Source organism: Brevibacillus sp. SIMBA_040 (genome assembly GCF_046535075.1).
In the GTDB taxonomy this organism is placed as follows: domain Bacteria; phylum Bacillota; class Bacilli; order Brevibacillales; family Brevibacillaceae; genus Brevibacillus.
Map to the genome: position 1 here is coordinate 1 of NZ_JAWRXI010000025.1, position 21,407 is coordinate 21,407.

Annotated in this window: 19 protein-coding genes and 1 pseudogene; 3 read left to right on the top strand and 17 right to left on the bottom strand. The window is 45.6% G+C overall.

Features of this window, described 5'->3' with window-relative positions:
* From SB752_RS28455 to fdhF, 5 genes and pseudogenes are all read right to left on the bottom strand, one after another.
* Positions 1-311, bottom strand: a pseudogene (locus SB752_RS28455) (hypothetical protein); the annotation flags it as partial.
* Positions 312-313: 2 nt separating this feature from the next.
* The gene (gene vanG, locus SB752_RS28460; protein WP_410718831.1) at positions 314-1,366 is read right to left on the bottom strand and encodes a D-alanine--D-serine ligase VanG; all 1,053 of its coding nucleotides are present in this window, start codon (positions 1,364-1,366) and stop codon (positions 314-316) included.
* A gap of 218 nt (positions 1,367-1,584) precedes the next feature.
* Positions 1,585-1,941, bottom strand: a complete 357-nt coding sequence (locus tag SB752_RS28465; protein ID WP_410718832.1) for a Na-translocating system protein MpsC family protein — start codon at positions 1,939-1,941, stop codon at positions 1,585-1,587.
* A 40-nt stretch (positions 1,942-1,981) separates the two neighbouring features.
* Positions 1,982-2,464, bottom strand: a complete 483-nt coding sequence (locus SB752_RS28470) for a helical membrane plugin domain-containing protein (RefSeq protein WP_410718833.1) — start codon at positions 2,462-2,464, stop codon at positions 1,982-1,984.
* A complete protein-coding gene (fdhF, locus tag SB752_RS28475; protein WP_410718834.1) occupies positions 2,464-5,424 on the bottom strand; it encodes a formate dehydrogenase subunit alpha in 2,961 nt (986 codons plus the stop codon). The genes SB752_RS28470 and fdhF overlap by 1 nt, the downstream gene beginning before the upstream one ends.
* Positions 5,425-5,524: 100 nt before the next feature.
* On the opposite strand from fdhF, the gene SB752_RS28480 reads away from it, so the two are divergent.
* Positions 5,525-5,947, top strand: coding sequence for a hypothetical protein (locus SB752_RS28480; RefSeq protein ID WP_410718835.1), 423 nt, complete (start codon positions 5,525-5,527; stop codon positions 5,945-5,947).
* A 4-nt stretch (positions 5,948-5,951) separates the two neighbouring features.
* Here the strand turns inward: SB752_RS28480 and SB752_RS28485 are convergent, their stop codons facing one another.
* The 8 genes from SB752_RS28485 to SB752_RS28520 form a co-directional block, all read right to left on the bottom strand.
* Positions 5,952-6,569 (bottom strand): DUF4304 domain-containing protein, encoded by a 618-nt coding sequence (locus SB752_RS28485; RefSeq protein ID WP_410718836.1) that lies wholly within the window; start codon positions 6,567-6,569, stop codon positions 5,952-5,954.
* An 8-nt stretch (positions 6,570-6,577) separates the two neighbouring features.
* Complete coding sequence (locus SB752_RS28490; RefSeq protein ID WP_410718837.1) at positions 6,578-7,903, bottom strand: SMI1/KNR4 family protein; 1,326 nt, start codon at positions 7,901-7,903, stop codon at positions 6,578-6,580.
* 119 nt (positions 7,904-8,022) lie between these two features.
* Positions 8,023-8,877 (bottom strand): alpha/beta hydrolase family protein, encoded by an 855-nt coding sequence (locus SB752_RS28495; RefSeq protein ID WP_410718838.1) that lies wholly within the window; start codon positions 8,875-8,877, stop codon positions 8,023-8,025.
* Positions 8,878-9,135: 258 nt separating this feature from the next.
* On the bottom strand, positions 9,136-9,558 hold the full coding sequence (locus SB752_RS28500) for an SRPBCC family protein (RefSeq protein WP_410718839.1): 423 nt from the start codon (positions 9,556-9,558) through the stop codon (positions 9,136-9,138).
* Complete coding sequence (locus SB752_RS28505; RefSeq protein ID WP_410718840.1) at positions 9,555-9,884, bottom strand: ArsR/SmtB family transcription factor; 330 nt, start codon at positions 9,882-9,884, stop codon at positions 9,555-9,557. The genes SB752_RS28500 and SB752_RS28505 overlap by 4 nt, the downstream gene beginning before the upstream one ends.
* 83 nt (positions 9,885-9,967) lie before the next feature.
* On the bottom strand, positions 9,968-10,390 hold the full coding sequence (locus SB752_RS28510; RefSeq protein ID WP_410718841.1) for a DoxX family protein: 423 nt from the start codon (positions 10,388-10,390) through the stop codon (positions 9,968-9,970).
* 339 nt (positions 10,391-10,729) lie between these two features.
* Positions 10,730-11,620 carry an NAD(P)-dependent oxidoreductase gene (locus SB752_RS28515; protein ID WP_410718842.1) on the bottom strand — a complete coding sequence of 297 codons (891 nt, stop codon included), beginning with the start codon at positions 11,618-11,620 and terminating at the stop codon, positions 10,730-10,732.
* 26 nt (positions 11,621-11,646) lie between these two features.
* Complete coding sequence (locus tag SB752_RS28520) at positions 11,647-13,098, bottom strand: aldehyde dehydrogenase family protein (RefSeq protein WP_410718843.1); 1,452 nt, start codon at positions 13,096-13,098, stop codon at positions 11,647-11,649.
* A gap of 309 nt (positions 13,099-13,407) precedes the next feature.
* On the opposite strand from SB752_RS28520, the gene SB752_RS28525 reads away from it, so the two are divergent.
* Complete coding sequence (locus SB752_RS28525) at positions 13,408-15,540, top strand: helix-turn-helix domain-containing protein (protein WP_410718844.1); 2,133 nt, start codon at positions 13,408-13,410, stop codon at positions 15,538-15,540.
* 74 nt (positions 15,541-15,614) lie between these two features.
* Here SB752_RS28525 and SB752_RS28530 read toward each other — a convergent pair whose 3' ends face one another.
* The 4 genes from SB752_RS28530 to SB752_RS28545 form a co-directional block, all read right to left on the bottom strand.
* Complete coding sequence (locus SB752_RS28530) at positions 15,615-17,111, bottom strand: long-chain-fatty-acid--CoA ligase (protein ID WP_410718907.1); 1,497 nt, start codon at positions 17,109-17,111, stop codon at positions 15,615-15,617.
* A 90-nt stretch (positions 17,112-17,201) separates the two neighbouring features.
* A complete protein-coding gene (locus SB752_RS28535; RefSeq protein ID WP_410718845.1) occupies positions 17,202-18,461 on the bottom strand; it encodes an MFS transporter in 1,260 nt (419 codons plus the stop codon).
* A 142-nt stretch (positions 18,462-18,603) separates the two neighbouring features.
* Entirely contained in the window at positions 18,604-19,902 is a 1,299-nt protein-coding gene (locus SB752_RS28540; RefSeq protein WP_410718846.1) for a CapA family protein, read from the bottom strand.
* A gap of 59 nt (positions 19,903-19,961) precedes the next feature.
* Complete coding sequence (locus tag SB752_RS28545; protein ID WP_410718847.1) at positions 19,962-20,849, bottom strand: MurR/RpiR family transcriptional regulator; 888 nt, start codon at positions 20,847-20,849, stop codon at positions 19,962-19,964.
* Positions 20,850-21,035: 186 nt separating this feature from the next.
* Between SB752_RS28545 and SB752_RS28550 the strand changes: the two genes are divergently transcribed.
* Complete coding sequence (locus SB752_RS28550) at positions 21,036-21,368, top strand: hypothetical protein (RefSeq protein ID WP_410718848.1); 333 nt, start codon at positions 21,036-21,038, stop codon at positions 21,366-21,368.
* Positions 21,369-21,407 lie beyond the last annotated feature (39 nt).

Sequence of the window (21,407 nt, forward strand, 5' to 3'; positions counted from 1 at the left end):
GCAAGGCTTTTTTCATTTTCGGAAATGGTCTGCACTTTTCGGTTGCCAAAGAGTGTACTTTTATTTTGCCAAACACAGCCCTTGCATGTAGTAACTAACGCGAAAAGCTGTTGCAAGCATGTTTTCTCGAGGAACAACTGAACATTTTCATCAAATGAGCGAATGTAAATTATTGGAAAAAGATCCAGAGATGACTCTTTCAATTGCACTGGATGCTCTCGGTTAACCAGGATGAGATGCCCGTAATGAATAGCAGATCGGTCCAAACGAATTTCATCATCGGAAACAGCTAGCAATTTTTTACGAGTCATGATCATCTCTGCTCCCGTGCAAGATGTATCAGCTCGTCGAGTATTTGCGGATAAGAAATACCGCTTGCACGCAGCATATTTGGATATCTGGAATTCGAGGTAAACCCGGGTATCGTATTGACCTCGTTGAATACAACCCTTCCATCTGGTGTGAGAAACATATCTACTCTCGCAAAGCCTTTACAGCCGAGTGTTCGGTAAATGAGCATGGCTGTCTCTCTAACCTTGTTCGATGTTTCAGCGTCTAGACGAGCAGGCAAATGAATTTTTGACGTTTGCAAGGAATATTTTTCTGTGAAATGGAAAAAATCGTCCGCAAGCTCAATTTCATCGATTACACCTGAGCGAGGGTTCTTATTCCCAAGAACAGCGCACCCCACTTCAAAGCCTTCGATATTTTGTTCGATCACGACTTTGTGATCATATATAAACGCAAGTACAATGCCTTCTATCAGTTCTTTATGAGTGTGTGCTTTTGTAATCCCGATCGATGACCCGGATTTTGCCGGTTTGACATACAGAGGGAAATCGAATCGTTCTGCAGCTTGCATCGCTTTTTCCTTATAGTCATCCGGATAGACCGTTATCGCACGTGGGGTGTCGATACCAGCAGCCTGCACGAGTATATGTGCGATATCCTTGTCCATACAGATAGCGGAGGACAGCATATCACATCCCACATACGGAATACCCGCAAGCTCTAAGAGGCCTTGTATAGTTCCGTCCTCTCCATTTCGTCCATGCAAGATGGGAAAAACGATATCGATCGGAATCAGGTGATATTCTATTTGCACGAGCTCTATGAGTCCTCGTGTTGATCGACTCGGCAAAATAAAGGACGGGATGCAGCTCGGATGTGCATGCCAGCGGTCTTCGCGAATATCCTGGGTACTGCCGCAGTACCTGAGCCATTCTCCCTCTTTCGTGATGCCAACCAGCACTAGATTGTATTTTTCTTTATCGATATGCTCAATCACCGATGCTGCAGAGATTAACGAAACTTCGTACTCGTTGGATCTTCCCCCAAATAAGATTGCAACGATTTTTTTCTCCATAACAAATCCCTCCTGTAAGCTTGTTGTCCTGATAAGAATAGGAGAAACTATTGAAAAAAATCGTAGGATAAGTCTTACGTTTTTCTTAAATAAGCTTTTTAAGCTTCGTTTGCTGGCTTCTGGGGGAAATGACGAGAAATCCGCAAAAAAAGGAGCCAGCCAAACACTCAAACGCAAGTGTCAGACTGACTCCATTATTGGTTTAGGTTAAAGCAATTCTATTTGGAATCAAGTGCTCTATCGAATACAAATACGGTCATGGCGATATCCTCTTCGATATTTATATCGGAAAAAATGCGTACGATTTTTGCCTTCATCAAATCTTCGAGCTTTGTCACTACCTCTGGATTGGTATAGATCTTTTTCACCAATTTCGTACGCGCATCATGAACCATTCTTCTGCCTTCATTTGAGGTGATCATAAATTTTTCTACGTTCGTCAGATTCCCTTTCATCTCACTAATCGCCCAGGTATCCACGAAACGCGTAAAAATTTCTTTGGGCCCGTTGCCCACATATTCCTTGCGAATCTCTCGAACGAGCATGCTGAATTGATGCTCCAACTGTTTTGACATGGCTTATCTCCTTCCATCTTATAGAATTCGGAGAAAAGCATCAGGATTCCTTTAAGCCCTCACCTACTCCTTTTAACAAGTTGATGCCAAAGCCGATCGCCCGATTTATGTCTGGGTCGGATAACGCCTTCATCAAATCCATGATGCCAACCTTTTGACCAGAGTGAAGTCCCTCGTCCGCTTTTTGCAACCCCTTGGAAACACCCTTCATCAGCTTTTGCGTCATTTCTGGCTCCAGCTCGGCAAGTCCGCCTGCTGCAGCCATTGCATTATTAATGATATTCGTAACAGGAGGACGCACCATCTGCCCTACGACGATTTTCGCAAGCTCTTCCTTTGCTTCGACTGCTGCAGTAAGTGCTCCCAAGACACCACTATCATGCAGCTCTTGGAGTAATTTGATCGTTTCCTGGATTCCTTCCGGATTTTTCGCAAGTAATTGGAGGATGGCTTCGACCGTTTGATTTTGCTTTTCACTCTCTGAGAGTGTCGGTTGGACAATTTTCGTAATAGGACTCGCCATTACTTTCTACCCCCTCTTACATCTACCGCAACATTCACATCTGCAATCGGCTTGTAATCTTCTCTTGCCCATTTGCGTTCCACTTGTACGCCGAGCTGTGGATTGCGCTTGGCATAACGAGGATTATACGCCGGAAGTGGCGATTTTCCTTTTTCCTCAAGAATCTCCATACGTACTTTGACCTGCTTGTAGGCAGGAGTATGCGTCTGCACATCAACTGCTCCACCCGTTAGCAGATTCACAGCGCTCTCATGACTCGCGGAGTGCATCGGAACATAAATATCTTTTCCACTCATTCGGCTCGTCACAAGCACACGGAGCTTGATTTTTCCATAAGGAGACAGGAGACGGACCAATGTTCCGTCAGAGAGTCCACGTTCTTCAGCTAGCTCCGGAGAAACTTCCACAAACACTTCTGGGAGTTTGTACTGGATACCTTTGGACTTGTTTGTGAGATTTCCTTCATGGAACTGTTCAAGCAAGCGTCCATTATCAAGCGTCAGATCATACTCTTCCGGGAACTTGGCTGGCGGAATATAATCGAACAGCGCCAGACGTGCTTTTTTGTCAGGGAAGTTGAATCCTTTGGTATGCAGCAGCGGAGTGTTGCTTCCATCAGGAGATCCCCAGCTAAAGCTGTTCCAGCCTTCTAGCACTTCGTAATTACATTGCGAGAAGAACGGAGTCAGTGATGCCATTTCATCGAAAATTTCGCTCGGATGGCTATAGTTCCAATCATAGCCCATCTTTTTCGCAAGCTGGCTGAAAATCCACCAGTCAGGTTTGCTATCGCCGACAGGCTCAAGCACCTGATACAGGCGTTGTACACGACGTTCGGTATTGGTAAAGGTGCCATCCTTTTCAAGCGACGGAACCGCTGGCAAAACAACGTCTGCAAACTGCGCCGTTTTGCTTAAGAAAACATCCTGCACCACGAGAAAGTCGAGCTTGGCAAGCATGTCTTGCGTATGGTTGGAGTCTGCATCTACCCATGCCATGTCTTCACCTGCGACGTACATTGCACGAAGCTCGCCACGATCTACTGCCTCCAGCATTTGGATGTTGTCCAGACCTGGCTGTGCTTGAATTTTCACGCCGTAAGCTGCCTCAAATTTAGCACGAATCTCATCGTTCGTAACCGGTTGATACCCTGGGAAAATGTTTGGCATGGTTCCCATGTCAGCCGCACCTTGTACGTTGTTATGTCCGCGCAGCGGGTACGCTCCTGCACCTGGTCTCATGAAGTTTCCAGTGATCAGCAATAGGTTTGCAATGGCCGTCGAGGTATAGGAGCCACCCGCATTTTGCGTGACACCCATTCCCCAGCAAATGGCTGTACCGTCAGCATCGCGAATCATTTCCGCGATTTGGATCAACGTCGCTTTGGAAATCCCTGTTTCTTCTTCTGCAAATTCCAACGTATACTTTTGAATCAATTCTACGAATTCCGGATAAAAGTTGACATGCTCCTGGATGAACGCGGCATCATGCCAATTTTGGTCGATCATATATTTAGACACGGCAGCTAACCAAACATAGTCGGTTCCTTGTTTTGGACGGATGAACAAATCTGCCCGTTCTGCCATCTCGTGTTTGCGCAAATCAACTGTGATGAGTTTTTGACCATTCAATTTTTTCGCGCGTTTGATTCTGGTAGCGAGTACGGGATGTGCTTCAGCTGGCGCACAGCCCATCAAGATGACCAAACCAGCTTTTGCGATGTCCTGAATAGTTCCCGAGTCTCCGCCAATTCCGCCTGTATACTGGAGTCCCCAAGAAGCTGGCGACTGACAGTACCTCGAGCAGTTGTCTACATTATTCGTTCCAAACAGTTGGCGAGCTGTTTTTTGCATCAGGTAGTTTTCCTCATTCGTGAACTTGGAGGAAGAAATAAATCCAAGCGAATTAGGGCCATAGGTGTCTTTAATGGTACCTAGTCTGTTCACAACGACATCCAGTGCCTCATCCCACGTAGCTTCTACAAACGCATCCCCGCGTCGAATAAGTGGCTTGGTTAATCGCTGATCGCTATTGACGAAATCCCACCCGAATTTCCCTTTCACACAAGTGGAAATTCCGTTCACTGGTGCTTCAGGACTTGGTTCTACTTTTAAAATTTTTCGGTCTTTGGTCCACACTTCAAACGAACAGCCTACACCGCAGAACGTACATACGGTTTTCGTTTTCTTAATTTTCGTTTCGCGCATAGCCGCTTCCATTTCCGAGATGGCAAAAATGCTGCTATAGCCTGGCTCCACTTTTTTGATCAGGTCAATCATCGGATTCAACAAGTCGCTTTCCATGCCGCTCATGAAGCCTGCTTCGCCGAGCATGGATTTTTCCATCAAGGCATTACATGGACATACAGTTACACATTGACCGCAGGATACACAGGATGATTCGTTGATCGATTTGTTGTCATCCCAAATCACGCGCGGCATTTCTCGTTCCCAGTCAATGGTCAGCGTTTCATTCACTTGCCAATCTTGGCAAACTTCTGTACAACGCCCACATAAGATGCATTGGTTTGGATCATATCGATAGAAAGGATGTGACATGTCTACTTCATAGCCTTTTTCACGGAAAGGACGTTGCTGATGTTCAATTTCCAGCAATTCCACCGTGTTATGAACGCGACAGTTTCCATTGTTGTTGTCGCAAACTGTACAGTAGAGCATGTGGTTTTCAAGAATCCGGTCCATCGCTTCCCGTTGCGCATTTTTTGCCAGCTCAGAAGAAGTAAGAATCTTCATGCCATCTTGAATTTGGGTAGAACAGGCGCGCATGATTTTCCCATCTATTTCACACATACATGTATCACAAGTCTGGATCGGACCTAATTCAGAAGAGTAACAGACGTGTGGATGTTCGATATCCTGCCGAAGCAAATAATCCAGAATACGAGTGCCCTCTTCTGTTTGGTGCCTCGTTCCATTTAATTCAAAGCTCACTTGTTTCATCTAGACGTAACCTCCAATAGATAAATAAAAACCCACCACAAAACAATCTGTGCATGATTTTGCACAAACCGTTTTATGGTGGGTTAATGACTAAGCATCTATGATACCAGTTATCCATCCCGCCATGCCAAATGGAGGAGATCAGGATGTAAGCGGCAATGCACATTACCCTGACATCAATAATCTTCTCTGCCCCCATTATAGCATTGAAACCGTTTTAAAACCAACAATATACATGAAATATCGTTACATTTTTACAGGTAGTCATTCGTTAGCTCAAAGTATTCGTCAAAATCATGTTGATCCACCAGAGTACGATGAGCCGCTTGAAGAGTTGTGGATAAATGGGTATTATACGAGCCCCAAAGAAGAAGGATCTACTCATACGTTTTACCGCTGCGGGAATGTACTGGTCATGGAGCGTCATGGTGACTTTTGGTTAGGTTCTAACTGTGAATTGCCTGCAGCATTGAATGAAGCTAGTCTGTCTTCCATAAAACGGAGAAGTATGAAACCTGATTGAGCGGTCACAAAGCGTCCGCCTCAAATTCTACCCCGTATTTATTGAAGATAGCCTTGTATTTATTTTCAAATATGATCCATCGATTTTCTGATCCATGCTTTTTATGTAAAGCCTTCAAATAATGATTAGCAGCTGCTACATCATTGGATTGCAACAGCAAATGAAAGCTCTCTTCGCCTAGATGTAAAAATGGACCTGACGTGTAATAGTCAACGATGGATCTGGCACTGGTCATCGTTTCATAGAAATGAATAACCTCAGCTAATCCACCAAGCAGTATTCTTCTCAAATCTTCCATATTCGTATCAGGACTGATTGAAAAGCGATCTGGAACAGTCTCAGTAATTTCCCTAATTCTGGATCTGAAGTGACACTCCGACTCTTTTGGGGACGTCAGTATCTCTCTCGATTGTATCTGAGCCAACTCTGCTGCATAAATTCCACAGTTGACATAAAACATTACATTGTCCGCTGTATTACCAGACGATTTTTGAAAATGAATCATGTAGATGAGGCTATCTGACATCTTATAAAAATTCAAACTCTTCTTTGCGAAGCCTTGATTGGACAAGAACGGCTTTACGTCCTGCTTTATCATTTCGTTAAAGAACTCCTGCAACATGATCCCTCCTATTCTTTGTCAAAATAATCATCTGGCAAATGTAATTCTTTCAAACAACCTATAAATTTTTCCCTGAAATGAATATTGCCTTTATATTCTGGCCATGCAGCCTTATAATACGGCAATAATTCCTTATGAGGGACAACGCCCCAAAATAAGATGGTGTTTTTCATAACCTCCTTGTCGCTATTCATTAACATCTGTTCAATGGTTTCCCAGTTTTCCGTTTTGTTATTGCATTTGCTCGTGGCATAGATTGCTGCAATTTGTATATCCGAATCGGTGTGACACAAAAATGGCGCAAAGTTTTTGAGGGTAATCATGCCTGAGGCTTCCAAAACATACCCCACATGACGTAACGTTTCCGCGTCCTGAACCCTGTCATGACTTTGCAATATCACCTTTATAAACTCGGTTAAATCAAAAGCTTTGCCGTACCAGTTCATAACATGTAAAGCTTTTAAAAAATCCTCATTTCTGTTAGAGTGCAACAGCTCGCGAATAAAGCCTCTACCCTCATCAAAAGAGTTTTTGCAGATTAGCTGAATAGCTGTGGTCCGATCATTTTTACTTTGCTCCGCAACGCTTTTTAAAAAATCAATCGTTGGTTGCGAGATGTTCTTAAACTTGAACATTCCCTGAAGCGCGTTTGATTTTATTTCTTCGTCTGTGGCGTTTTGATAAACCTGTATCAACGCATTTTCATCACCCGGCATTCTGCTTCCGAACCACCCGATATCATAATCCAAAATAATTTCGTCCAGCCAGCGCTCATACCAGTCCAAAAAGTTGTCTTCATAGACAAAGAAAAAGGGATGATCAGAATAGAAATCTGAAGTATAAACGATTTTTCCCCTGTGCTTCCCTTCGAGGACGAGATACATATCGTATTCACAGCCGTGAGTACCAATGCACAGCATGCCCCCCATCACCATATCACGGGCTGCGTCGTATTCCAGGTCAGAGATGTCTTCATCACTGATCAGGGACTCGGTCAGATGATTCCATTCCTCTTTTGTCATTCTTGGGTGCAAAACGCACTTTGTAGTGAGTGCATTTGTATCGGTATAGGAAGTTGCTTGTTCAATTGAATACATCCCGTAATACGGGCCGGCACCACCATTTCCGACCTTCGTTAAAAATTGTGCATATGGCTCCGGAAGTGTGACGTTATGCTTTTCTTGCCAGTCTGCAAGTTCTTTTGCTGTAAGCTTTTCATTCACCTTGTACTTGTGTGAAGATGCTCCAAACACCAATAAAGCTGCATCTTTGCGCAGTGCACCTTCGAGCTTGTTTTTTATTCGATCAAGCTGCGTTTCTTTCTTCCAAAACACCTCTTGCATCCCCCCTGTCAAGCGATTGATTCCCTTTTTTGCAACAAAAAAAGGATGAAGTTAAATTCACCCACAATATGTTCAGCTTCAGAATATTATATCATCTACATTTTGTAAGTTTATAGATGAGTAAGTCCTAACTGCTTAATAATCCACCGCGTACGGTCTTGATAGGCAGCATCACAATTCGCAAAAAGATGGTCCGTTTCATACCAAGAAATTTCCTTTGGTGAACTTGCTGTAGAATAGAATGTATCCGCTTGATTACTCGGCACAAATTCATCATCGTGAACAAATTGAAATAACAGTGATGCAGGTGTAGCTTTTTTTATGTAATGGACCGCATCCAATGGTTCCAATTCAGAAATAAATTCATTAAATTTCTCTTTTGTTAACTTTGTACGAATCAGGACTGCAAATGGATGTTCACTCGTTTTATGCCACTCAGATACACTGGCGAATCCAGCCATCAAAACGTATGATTTAATTCGTTCTTCCATTCCAGCAAGGACTCCACCCCAAGTAGCACCAAAACTATGACCAATATAGGCAAGACGCTTTACATCAATATTTTCAAAACGATAAAGAAGGTCAATCCCCCTCTGAATATCAACGACTGTCTGGGTATATTGTCGAATGCTCGTTATTGTCTCTATAACAAGATTTAATATCTGTTCTTCGGTTAAATCTTTTGGTGGATGATTTCGCGTGGCGGGGGCAGCGATCAATAGAGAAACTACACCTTTTAAAGCTAAAGCCTCAGCTTCAGGCAGAAACGATGTTCGATTGCCTTGACCCGGATGCATAAAAATAACTGCCGGGAAAGGTCCGTCGGAAGTGGGAACGACCAAATAAGCAGGTACTTTTCCACCATACGGACTTAAATAAGACACGTCTCTAATCGTATAACCTTCTTTTTCAATACATGAAGATTCTTCAAAATCTAAAGGCAAAGAGCGATCATACGTAAACATCTGGTTCCACTCTCCTTGGACGATTCAATAGATTGAGTGTTTTTTACTGAATTACCACAATTATCCTCTTTAGTTCTGTAAAAAATATATCATACTTAGTACCATTATGCACTTTATGGCAAAAATCTGAATGCTTTTTCCACGCTCAGATTATCCTGATCGCAAAAATTAGCATAACAAAACCTTCCATTTGGGCATTCATTCTCGTTTGCATCAAATGGAAGGTTTTCTATTTATCTGATTTCTTGTTGAATGCGGTTATTGTTCCAACATTTTTTCAAGCTCACCGCACCATTTACTCCAGCCATACTTAGCTCCGCCTAGTGCTTGGGCATTTGAGATTCCGGTTTGTTCGAGATGAAGATTAACCTTTCCTTCCCCTACATCCTCCAGTGTCCAGGTGACCGTGTGCTTCTCTCCTCCACTGGCCCACGTATAGGACAACTTGTTTGGTTCGTCTACGATGAGCACCTCACCGTCAACAATTCCATCCCAATATTCGGATGGCTGAGTGCGAAACTGAAAATGGTGTCCTACGACAGGTTTAAAATCATTTTCCATCGGCTGACCAGTGTGGTTATTGACCACCCATTTGGCAAGCTTACTAGAATCGGTTAAAGCGGACCAAAGCTTCTCAATTGACGTCTTGTACTGAAAATCCAAGGATAATGTTAAACTCATTCTTCTTCCTCCTCTAATAGTTGGTTCAAGCGCAACATATTCGTACTCCAAAACTGACTGTAGAAAGCTACCCAATCCTGAATTTCTCTGAGTGGCGTGGCGTTTAGCCTAAATCGCGTTTCTCTGCCGACTTTTCGGTCCAGTACCAGTCCAGCTTCTTTAAGGATGGTTAAATGCTTGGATACCGCTGTTCGCCCCATTTGAAACTGTGCTGTTAATTCATGAAGCGGTATCTCCCCTGCCCCTGCCAACAGGCGAATCAGTCGGCGCCTTGTTGGATCTGCAATCGCGTCAAACACATCCCGTAACTGGTTGTTCTCGCTCACGACACTCCCTCCAAAAATATGATGTTCTGCAGGAGAAATCTATTTGCTGCTACGAAGGGACAGCCGTTGATTTCACCACCTCCCTAAAGTTTACGGCTCTTCGGACGCAGTGTCCACGAGGCGATATTTAGTACGGCATAGAAAAGCGGAAGGATAATATGAAACCCGTACTCACCAAAATCGTTAGCAAAAGCATGAGATAATGCCGCACCCGTCATTAAAAAGAAGATACCAGCGTGAACCCATTCTTTAAGTCGAGGAAAACCTGGCATGACGAGAGCGATAGCTCCTAGCATTTTCCACATCCCGAGAATGGTCAAGACGTATATTGGGTAACCAAGATTCGTCACTAACTCAAGATTTCCGCCATATTGCATTAGTTGACCAATACCACTTAACATAACCGTGGCTGCGAGTAAGAATGTGACTGTCCAATAAGCAATCATTTTTCCTCTGGGCTGTGTTTCTGCTCGCGAAGTTATTGCTGCGCTGATCGTCTTGCTCATTCGTCTCCCCCTCATGAATGGTTTAAAACGAAACTTATTCAGGTTTTCAACCTTTCAAATGGCTTGCTTTCAATTGGACACCATTTAGTGTCATTTCGATAATACGACACCTTTTAGTGTCATGTCAACGACCTTTTTTCCACCACATAAAATCGGAGACATTCTAATTATCCTCTGACCACATCCTAAAAAGCCTCGGACCGTTATTGCCGAAGCTTTCTGATCGTGACTCGTTTTTCTTGGGGGGCAAAATGATTATTCGCAAACAATTAAGAATATGGACAAAAAAATGAAAAGTCGACGGTCCTAAAACAAGAACCATCGACTTTCCGTATAATCTTATCTAGCCACCGTCGCATTCGCCAGCTCTTCTGTAACTGTGCAAACTGCGGAGGAATCCCAGCTTCCCTTGCCTTGTGCTTTTGCCGCCTCATACATTTGGGCAACGGTCGAGCCAACCAAAACCGGCACTTGCTGTTCCCTCGCTGTTGCCGCGTACAGCTGCAGGTCTTTGTGCATGTGATCCAGCGAAAAGATTGATTTTTCATAGGTACCGTACAAAATATTCGGACCGAATACGGACAGGACACGATTGTGAGCCGAGCCTTTATCGATAACGGCGGCGAGTTTATGTGGATCGACTCCTGCTTTTGCCCCTACCGTCAGAGCTTCTCCCAATGCAGTCGTAATTACCGCCACGACGGAATTGTGGCAAAGCTTGGCGACCTGACCCGATCCGGATTCACCCAAATAGAAAATCTCTTTCCCGATCAATTGCAGATACGGCATAATCGCCTCAAGCTTGGACTCATCTCCGCCAACCATGATCGTTAATGTCCCTGCCGCAGAGCCTGCCGGTCCTCCGCTTACTGGACAATCAAAATAGTAGATTTGTTTTTCCAGCGCTGATTGGTTCAATCGCTTGGCTGTTGCTGGATCAATCGTGCTCGTATCGAAAACGAAGCTGCCCTCGGGCAGTGTCTGGTAGAGTCCGTCCTCCCCAAGCATCACCTGCTGGGCAATCTCTGGACCCGGTAAAGAAGTAAATACGACTCGGGTGACGCATCCTACAGCCTGCGGTGAAGCTACCACATGAGCCCCTTGCTCACTCGCCCACTGCTGCGCGGCTGGACTTGGATCATACGCGTAAACATGATAGCCCTTTTTCAACAAACTACCGATCATTCCCTTGCCCATTGCTCCAATGCCAATGACTCCAATCGCTTCCATACTTGCTCCCCCTACTCTCTACAGGCTTATGCGCGAATATAGACCGTTTTGGTCTCGATGTAGAAATCGAGTGCCGACTCCCCTTGCTCTCTCGGACCCAGACCAGATATCTTCTTGCCGCCAAACGGGAACTGCGATTCAAAATGCGTAGAAGGCATATTGACGTGTGTAACACCTGATTGGATGCCCTTTACAAATTGGAAGGCCTTTTGCAGGTCGTTGGTGAAGATCGTGGATGACAAGCCAAACTCCACTTGGTTTGCGATCTCCATGGCGTGCTCGAACGATTCCACATCGATGACCGCGATAACCGGAGCAAAAATTTCTTCCTTGGCGATTGTCATCTCTTGGGTCACTCCGGTAAAGACCGTTGGCGCAACGAAATAGCCATTTGCCAGGTCTCCGTCGACCAGACGCTTACCACCGCATTCCAGCACGCCACCTTCTTCGATCCCTTTTTGCACGTAATGGAGATACAGGTTTAGCTGATGCTCGTCAACGACTGGACCGTTATTGCTCTCTGGATCAAAGCCATCTCCGATCTTCATGCTCTTCGCCCGTTCGATTAATTTGGCTTTCACCTGTTCGGCTACCTCTGGAACTACCAGCACACGGCTCGTACCCGTACAACGCTGTCCATTGTCAAAAAAGCCGCTGGTGACGATACAATCGATAGCCAAATTGATGTCTGCGTCTGCTAAAATAATCGCTGGGTTTTTTCCACCCATTTCTGCCTGAATTTTGCCGCCTCGCGCTCCTACAGCTTGTCCCAATGACAAGCCGACTTCGGAGGAGCCTGTAAAGGAAATTCCTTTGATCAACGGATTATTCGCTAGCTCATCGCCGATGACTGAGCCTGGTCCCGTTACCAGATTGACGACTCCTGCAGGAACCCCCGCTTCGATCAGCAACTCAACCAGCTTTACACTAATAAGCGAAGTGTTGCTCGCTGGTTTAAAAACGACCGTGTTGCCTGCAATGATCGCTGGAACGATCTTCCACAAGCCGATTCCCAAAGGAAAGTTCCATGGTGCGATGATCGCAAAAACGCCAATTGGTTCCCGTACCGTATAGCCAATGACTCGCTCATCAAAGGAGGGTACGGTTTGTCCTGTCAAACGAGTAGCCTCGCCTGTCAGCTGCTTCATCGATGTAATCGTTTTATTCACTTCACCGCGAGCTTCCCGCAATGTTTTTCCTACCTCACGGGTGATCGTTTCAGCCAATTCTTCTTTGTGCTTTTCTAAGAGGTGTATTAAAGAGAACAGAAACTCGCCTCGCAAAGGTGCCGGCGTTTTTGACCACTTGTCAAAAGCACTCGCAGCAGCTTCAATCGCTACACGGGCATCTGCCCCATCTGATTTTTGAAAGTAACCGAGAACCTCAGCTGTTTGTGCAGGGTTGGTACTCGCAAATACTTGACCTGTATGGCTCGCTACCCATTCTCCATTAATATAGTTCTGGTATGTCGCTGTCATATAATCCCCCACCTACTCTTTGGTCTTATAAGAGTATTGTATAAATTCAAAATACTACATACAATGTGGGTACACACACAGAATCACTTTTATTTATGTGTATATCTCTATACGTGCGTGTTCAAAAAGTTGGCTTTTCAGCACCGAGAAAATGGCGAGAGACGTACGAAGGAGGAGCGGAGTGTAGGCAAACTACATGAGCACCGGACTTCGAAGGTGAACGCCATTTTCGATGTCGAATAAGCTTTCAGGACTCCTTCGTGATCAAAAGACGACTTTTTGAACAACCTCTATAAGGTGGGGAATAAGTTGAATGCATTTGATTACTTGTTATCCAAGCTGCACCAATACTTTGCGGGCACTCCATTCTCTATATGGGTACAAGGCTCACGTGATCGCCATCTCCAGCTTTCTTATTCATCCGTACCGAAAGAAGAAGTAGAGAGCATCCATACACACAAGCCTGACGAAGTGTCTTTTCATGCAGGTGTAGATCGTTATCTTTATGAAGAACAAGCAGACCTCTGCTACCTCCGCTTCTTTTTTTCCGAGGAAGGACAAGCAGTAGTCGTGCGGGAAAAATCCGATTTCTCCCCTATTTCTCTTACCTCTGAGCAATGGGAGATTCTTTGGCTTGCCTTTCAATTATTCGTAGCAGAAGAAATGATCGAGACCAAAAGTCAGGAATGGACCAAGCTCTTGCAAGGAATCCATTCGATTTCTGCGACATTGGATGTGGAAAGCATCATTCGCGATATTATCAGTAATGCGCTGGCGGTAATTCCCGCTGCAGATGCCGGTCTGTTGCACTTGTATGATGCCGACATTGATCGGCTCGTACCGAAGGCAACGGTTGGCTTTCACGACACCGTTTACCGTAATTTTAAATTACGCATTGGCGAATCGATTGCAGGCAAGGTTTTTCAGGATGGACAGCCAAGAATGTATCGTACCCATCCCGAAACCTCACAGGCTATGATCGATTTGTCTCAAGATAACTTTGAATCGCTGAATGACGCAAAAGCACTTCACAGCTTGACTGGACTCTTATGCGTTCCCATCTCTTTGGAACAAAAACGAATCGGCGTTCTTGTTCTGCATCAATTTCATCAGGAAAATGTGTTTTCCAACTACGATCTTGCCCTCCTTCAGGGCTTTGCTGATCAAACCTCCATTGCGCTGCAAAATGCGAGACTGTATGCGGAATCACGAGAGGCCTATCAAAACATGGCTGCGATTAGTGAACAGCTGCGAGTAAAGCATGATGATCTCGTCAAGCGAAACAAAATTCACGAGTCCATCAAACAGCTGTCTCTGCAAAATAAAGGCACAGAGACTATTGTGAAAGCACTGGGCAGAATGACTGCCAAGCAGGTCTTTTTTGCCGATTGGCTGGAGCAGCGATATTATCCAGCGGAAAGTCCGATCCTGTTTAGCTGGGATGAGCTGTCTGCCTTGCTCGCGGGCAAAAGGCACCCGATCCTCGTGCAGTTATTTTCTGGTCAGAAAAATCGCCAGCAGTCCTGCTACGTATATCCGCTAACAAACGGCAGTGTTTTTCTAGGTTGTCTCATTATTTTGATCAAGGAGCGTCATCTATCTGAGCTGGAGCGTGTGACAATCGAGCAAGGAAGTGCAGTCCTTACCCTAGATTTGGTGAAAAAACAATCACTCAGCTCCGTTTTGTACAAGCGTGCACATGACATTTTTCAAGAGCTGATCATCAGCAAAGGCAGCGAGCTATTCGAACGCGCGCGAGGATTTGGACTTTCGCCACATGGAGACTATTGGGTTATTTATGCGTATTTAAGCCGTTCGCACGATCTGTCCTTGCTTGAAGCCAACATTCACAGGCTCGTTACTCGCTGGAAATGGGACTTTGCGAGCAGCCAGGTTTTAATCTATGGATTTCATAATCACGCTACAATTCTATTGACGCCATCGAATTCGCTAGAGGTAAAAGAAGTGATCGAACGTCTCTCTGATGCCGTTCAAGAATGGGAGCTAGAAAAACAAGTATCCCTCTCCATAGGGGCAGGAAGTGTCGTCTCTGACTTGGAGCAGATTGGAAAGAGCTTTGAGGAAGCCAAAAAAGCAGCACATTATTTGGTGAATCGAGGTCGATCAGGTGTTGTCCGTTATAGCGATCTGGGTATAAATCGCTTGATACTTAATCAATCTCAGGAAGATATTGACGCATTCATCCGCGATGTCTTTGAGCCGCTTTGGGAAGGACAGGAAAAGTATCAGGAGCTTGAGCACACACTGCTTACGTATATGAGATGCAGTCAGTCCCCCCAGCAAGCAGCTCGCGAATTGCACATCCACGTCAATACCTTGTACCAGCGTTTAAAACGTATTGAAGAGCTGCTTGCTATCGATCTGCACCAGCCGGCAGATTTGTTGAAGGTGCAGCTCGCTTGCCATTTGCGTCAGGAGTGAAGCCTATGCGCTTCTACAGATAGAAAACCAGCTTAAAACAACACGATGTTTTAAACTGGTTTTTTTGTCATTCACTATTTTCGCAGTGAACGGCGCAAAATTTTTCCGGTACTGTTTTTCGGCAGCTCGGTGACAATTTCTACTTGCCGAGGTACTTTGTATTTGGCTAGTTTGTCCTGGCAAAAGGATACGATTTCTTCTTGGGAAACGGCAACTTCCTTTAGAGCCACGAACGCTTTGACCGCCTCACCATGCACCTCGTCCGGGACGCCGATGACAGCCGCTTCAATAATCGCCGGATGCTGGTAGAGCACTTCTTCTACCTCACGTGGATAGACGTTGTACCCATCTACCAAAATCATATCTTTTTTCCGGTCGACGATATATACATAGCCCTCTTCATCCATCCGTGCCAAATCTCCGGTATAGAGCCAGCCGTCCTTGAGAGCGGCATTCGTCTCTTCTGGCAATCCCAGGTAACCGATCATGACATTTGGACCTTTGACGACGAGCTCTCCTACTTCTCCACAAGGCAGTTCGTTCCCCTCGGGATCAAAAATCTTGTTTGTGACGCCAGGTATATCAACCCCGATCGAGCCTGGCTTACGTGTTCCTCGCAGCGGATTAAACGCGGTAGCCGGCGCCGCTTCGGACAGACCATACCCTTCCAGAATGATCTTTTCATACTTTGCTTCGAATTTATGGAGCAGCTCTACTGGCATCGCAGCACCACCAGAGCAGCACAGTCGGATAGAAGCGAGGTCTTCTTTTGTTGCCGTAGGAACCTGGAGCATGTAGTTGTACATGGTAGGCACTCCGGCAAAGCAAGTCGCTTTTTGTTCACGGATGGTGTTGATCACCTCCACAGGGTGGAATCTCGGTATGATCAACATTGTTGCACCGTACCGCACAGGGCCATTCAGGCAGACCGTCATACAAAACACGTGGAACATCGGTAAGACAGAGACCATTCGATCCTGTGGCGTCAGCTCAAAAAGGATGCCCATTGCTTCGGCATTCGAAGCCATATTGCGGTGGGAGAGCATTGCTCCTTTTGGCTGGCCAGTCGTACCAGAGGTGTACAGGATGACAGCGAGATCGTCCTCTCCCATCTCTGGTGAAGTGAAGTCCGTCTCCTTTTCCAGTATGATCTGGTCGATGCTCAGCTCATCGCCTACTGGCTCCGTGTAGATGAACAGCTCCAAATCTTTCAGGTCTTCCTTGACTGATGCCACTACTGGCTCCAGTGCAGCCAAGGCAATAACCGCTTTTGTTTTGCTATTGGCCAAAATATAGCTGATCTCTCTAGGTGTGTAGATGGGATTCATCGGTACTACCGCCGCCCCCACCCGTAAAATCGCGTAGTAAGCGCTTACAAAATGTGGGCGGTTATCCAGCAGCAAAGCGACAGAGTCACCTTTTCCGATTCCGCGTTTGGCAAGTCCTGCAGCCAAATAATCAACTTGCTGGTCTAGTTCAGCATAAGTTGTGGACTCCCCCAAAAATATGTAAGCGGGATGGTCTGGGAAGTTTTGAGCGCTTTGCTTCAGATTTTCATTTAAATGATACATCACACATCTACCCCCTTTTGAAAATTGTAACATTTGAAATAATCAGGATAAAGCATTTGTTTCCAAAAAGAAGTAATTTGTCATTTTTTGCTAGGAAGCGTTCGTAATAGGTGGAGCCAGCTCATTTTTTTGCTCGTTTCGTTTTGCAAACATCAGGAACAATGCGCCACATACTACGAAAATGAGTGCGTTTACGATCATCGCATTGCCAAAGCCTGTTCCCACATTACCTGCGGCTTGAACAATCGAGCCTGTAACGAGCGGGGAAATGATTCCTGCCAAGGTTACCAGACTGGACAAAACTCCTACAAGCAAACCCGTTCTCTCTGGCAAAAGGCTGCTGACAATAACCGATGCGGCTGTACCGACCGAAAAAGCAAATCCTTTACCAAGGCAAAGAGCAATAAGGACGAGAGCGGTTGATTGCAGGAACGGCACCGCGAAGAAGCACAGCCCACCCAAAACAATTGACGTTCCGCCGATGAAGACATAGGACTTGCGATAGCTGCGATGCTTTTTATACAATCGATCACCCATCCAGGAAATGAAAATGGTCATCAAGCCTGCGAGTAAGCCTGTTCCTGCGATTGCATAAGCCATTTCTTGATTCGTTAATTCGAATACCTTGACCAAATAGACGGGCTCCCATACCGCTGCGAACGTCGTACCCCAAATTTGAGCGAAATAGATGAGAAAACAAAGGATAAAAGTAGATGACAGCAAGACTCCAGATATGTCGGACCATTTCGCTTTTGGAAGAGACGGTGCTTCTGTTTTGGTAGGTGTGATACTGATTTGCGGCCTTTCCTTGCCAATTACAAGCCAAATAATCAACCAGATCAAGCTGAGTGCGCCCATGAATGCCCAGGCAAAGCGCCAACCGTTAGAATCAATTAACGAAACGAGCAATGGGGCTGAAGCAACGGCTCCGACGAATGCGCCAAAGTTGACCGTAGAATAGACGAGACCACGCTTTTCTTCGGGAAACCATTTGTTTAAGTGACTGACGACAGTCGCCCAGAATGGACCTTCACCAATACCTAAGAGCACCCGCGCCAGCACCAGCATCGGCAGGCCAGCAATCACGCATGCCCCAAACTGGATGACCGTCCAGGAAATCGCCATAATTGCCAGCATCTTTTTCGTACCGATTCGATCAGATAAGGCAGCTCCCAAAATCCCTGCGATTGAGAAGAACCAGAAGAAGCTGCTTCCAACCAGGCCCCATTCCTTTTGTGTCAGAAAAAATTCCTCCATGATCGGAACAGCCGAATAGCCTGCAATCGTTTTGTCTGCGTAGTTAATCATGTAAAGCACAAAAAGCATTAACATCGTAATTCTGGCCATCATGCGTATCACTCCATTCATTAACAAGATCAATCAGACACGGGTAAAAATGATTTCTTTCGCACCAATGGCCGGCTCCATTTTCGCAGACAAGCTGACAGCTGTTCCTGTGTGATCAGTGTGAAAGGTAATAGGGATCGCAAACTTACCTAAGGACCACTCGCCCGATTCCCCCTTCCATCTTGATTTCAGTACCGTATGGGGCACTCAAAGCCTGAAGGTCTTCCAAAATGCGTGTATCCGCACTTATTTTGGGCCAGCCCATCCGATGCACAGGCAAATTGAATCCAAGCTCGATCGGGTGCAGCTCGATCTCAACTAGCTCCCCGTCCTGCATTTTCCACAGAGGAACAACTGATTCCCACACTTCTCGATGAACGCATAATCCTCGCGTATAGTTCGCACTCATTGCATTCAAGGCGTCGGCAACTGTGTGCGTGTGGTCCAAGCCATAGTGCTCATAAAAATCAGCAGGCTGACTCGTAACCGCCTCGGTTTGGAAAATGAAGTCGCCCAGACTGTAAAAAATCGGTCTGTTCTTGTAGATCTCAATGCCGCGCAACAGATGCGGTCCGTGTCCCACTACGGCGTGTGCGCCAGCATCAATACAAGCCTTTGCAAAGGTCGGCAGGAAATCGGCTGGAACTTCCTTGGCTTCTCCCTTCATCTCATGTGCATGTATGCTGATGATAACGTAGTCCGCGCGCTGCTTTGCTTCATTGATCGTTTTTACGATGCGCTGCAGGTCACGCGGATGCGGCTGTGTACTCGTTCCTTCTTCATCGCTTACAACAAAGCGAGAGTTCCCAAAAAGAAAGATGTCTTTGCCAGGATCATTCATAAAGCCTTCCTCAATTAATAGTTTGTTGAAGGCATTAATGTCTGTGGATTCAGAAATCGCTTGCAGCTGCTTCAGCTTGTCTTCCTGTACATGGTGCGTCATGATATAGCGCATCGGATTGATGCCCGGTCTCCCGATACTATCCGGTCGTTGGTCTCCTGCTGCCCACCACGGATGAAAGGTAGAGGTAGCAGCGATGAGAGCCACTCTGGCAGATTCACATTCCAAATACCGAGGGGCACCAGCCTCTGCCAAATTTTTACCCGCTCCAGCGTGAACAAAGCCGAATTCATTCAGATTTCGTTCGGTAGCTTCCAACCCGCCATACAAATAGTCCAACGTGTGGTTGTTAGCCCAGCCGATCAGATTAAAGCCGTAATCCTTCATGACGTGTAATACGGAAGGAGGTGACATTGCCCATGTTCCCCCACTTTGAGCGCTTGGGTAGCCTTCATTGTCATGGACCGTTGTTTCCAGATTGGCGATACGTACATCTGCTCGATGGAGTAAGCGAGACACCTCTCGAAATGCCTGGTCCTTGTAAGGAAGATTGCGTGTAATAAAGCTGTCACCTGTTGCTGCAAAAAGAATCGGTCGTGTCATTTTGGCGTGCTCCTCCTGTTCACTACTGTTTTGGGGCTGATTATCCCTATATGGCTCATTCAAAAAATCGAATAATCCTCTTCCTCGTCTCCGGCGAATGAATACAGCTTTGAGCTGATTTCGTCATAGTGCTGCAATCGTTTTTGCACATTTTCCGAATCGTGTACCATCACCCCCTGGATCAAGACATTGAGAATAGAAAAGAGCGTCGGCATGCCACTTGTCGCAACAGGCTGTGGTGTCGTAATTTTCAAAAGCAGGTCGGCTGCCTGACTGATTGGAGACAGCTCTCCTTCTGTGATCGCCAAGATTTTGGCTCCCAGCTCTTTTGCAGAATGAACCATTGCCACTGTTTCGCTCGGGTGGCGAGGAAAGGAAATTGCGATGACAAGCCATTCCTGCTCTCTCTCTGTGAGGAAATAGTCGGCATTATCCACTGCTCCGGTATACAAATGCGTGTTTCCCTTGATCGCATTCAACGAGGAGAACAACCATTTGGCTGGAATATGGCACCAGCGGAAACCGACCACCACAATGCGATTTGCGCGAATAATATGGTCGATAGCTTGCTGAAGCAGACCGTAATCGAGTTGCTGCAAGCTTTGCTGCAAATAAGCAATATCTGTTTCGATGACCTGGTGTGCATAATTGTCGCGGCTGAGCGTGCCTTCGGTATCACGGTATTTTTGGAATGGACCCTTTTTTTGCTCCCCGACTAAGAGTGATTTCTTGATCTCGTCCTGGAGCTCGGTATATCCGGAATACCCTAATGCGTAACAAAAACGGATAACGGTAGCCTCACTCGTATTCGTCAGCTCAGCAATCTTCTTGGCTGTATGAATAGCCAGTAAGCTTGGCTTTTCGATCGCGATCTTGGATATGATTTTTTGGCTGGCTGTCAGATTCCCATATTGCTTCCGAATTCGTTCCTTCACATGCTGCTCCATACTGAAGCTCCTTTGTCATCAATTTGTGAGTAATTTTGAGAATAGTATATCTTTTGAAACAAAACACTTCAATACATCTCTAAAAATGTAGTTTATCCTTCATTTTGGTGTGTAAATGCTTCTGGAATTTACCCCCTATTTATCTAACAAATGTTACGATGTAAGAAAATCAGGAGGCGAAAACAGATGTTTACCAACTGGTTATCCTTTGTCGGTTTCCTTGTCGGATTCACAGGATCAGTACTTGCCCTGCTTGTCTCCTATGGCTATATTTATGGCGATGCTTTTAAAGGACTTGATTTCTTGCTCATACTCTTAGTTGTCCTACCAGCCTTCTTTGCGCTAATTACCTCATTTATTTCAGTGCCGGTGATTTTGATTGCCTTTGTCTGGACCTTGCCCTTCACCTTGTATCTGTGGACGGCTTCTGGCTCACAGTGGTTGGCAGTATCCTGCTTGACATATTTATTCTCAGCCTATTTAAAATTCCGTGGAGTCCAATCCTCTCCTTTCAAATAACCCATGCAGACGTTCAAACGAAAAAGGAACTCCTTTTTG

What these genes read in the sequence shown, in the direction of transcription:
- vanG (WP_410718831.1), bottom strand. Translation starts at nt 1,366, where the DNA reads ATGGAGAAAAAAATCGTTGCAATCTTATTTGGGGGAAGATCCAACGAG.
- SB752_RS28465 (WP_410718832.1), bottom strand. Translation starts at nt 1,941, where the DNA reads ATGTCAAAACAGTTGGAGCATCAATTCAGCATGCTCGTTCGAGAGATT.
- SB752_RS28470 (WP_410718833.1), bottom strand. Translation starts at nt 2,464, where the DNA reads ATGGCGAGTCCTATTACGAAAATTGTCCAACCGACACTCTCAGAGAGT.
- fdhF (WP_410718834.1), bottom strand. Translation starts at nt 5,424, where the DNA reads ATGAAACAAGTGAGCTTTGAATTAAATGGAACGAGGCACCAAACAGAA.
- SB752_RS28480 (WP_410718835.1), top strand. Translation starts at nt 5,525, where the DNA reads ATGATACCAGTTATCCATCCCGCCATGCCAAATGGAGGAGATCAGGAT.
- SB752_RS28485 (WP_410718836.1), bottom strand. Translation starts at nt 6,569, where the DNA reads ATGTTGCAGGAGTTCTTTAACGAAATGATAAAGCAGGACGTAAAGCCG.
- SB752_RS28495 (WP_410718838.1), bottom strand. Translation starts at nt 8,877, where the DNA reads ATGTTTACGTATGATCGCTCTTTGCCTTTAGATTTTGAAGAATCTTCA.
- SB752_RS28500 (WP_410718839.1), bottom strand. Translation starts at nt 9,558, where the DNA reads ATGAGTTTAACATTATCCTTGGATTTTCAGTACAAGACGTCAATTGAG.
- SB752_RS28510 (WP_410718841.1), bottom strand. Translation starts at nt 10,390, where the DNA reads ATGAGCAAGACGATCAGCGCAGCAATAACTTCGCGAGCAGAAACACAG.
- SB752_RS28515 (WP_410718842.1), bottom strand. Translation starts at nt 11,620, where the DNA reads ATGGAAGCGATTGGAGTCATTGGCATTGGAGCAATGGGCAAGGGAATG.
- SB752_RS28520 (WP_410718843.1), bottom strand. Translation starts at nt 13,098, where the DNA reads ATGACAGCGACATACCAGAACTATATTAATGGAGAATGGGTAGCGAGC.
- SB752_RS28530 (WP_410718907.1), bottom strand. Translation starts at nt 17,111, where the DNA reads ATGTATCATTTAAATGAAAATCTGAAGCAAAGCGCTCAAAACTTCCCA.
- SB752_RS28535 (WP_410718845.1), bottom strand. Translation starts at nt 18,461, where the DNA reads ATGATGGCCAGAATTACGATGTTAATGCTTTTTGTGCTTTACATGATT.
- SB752_RS28540 (WP_410718846.1), bottom strand. Translation starts at nt 19,902, where the DNA reads ATGACACGACCGATTCTTTTTGCAGCAACAGGTGACAGCTTTATTACA.
- SB752_RS28545 (WP_410718847.1), bottom strand. Translation starts at nt 20,849, where the DNA reads ATGGAGCAGCATGTGAAGGAACGAATTCGGAAGCAATATGGGAATCTG.
- SB752_RS28550 (WP_410718848.1), top strand. Translation starts at nt 21,036, where the DNA reads ATGTTTACCAACTGGTTATCCTTTGTCGGTTTCCTTGTCGGATTCACA.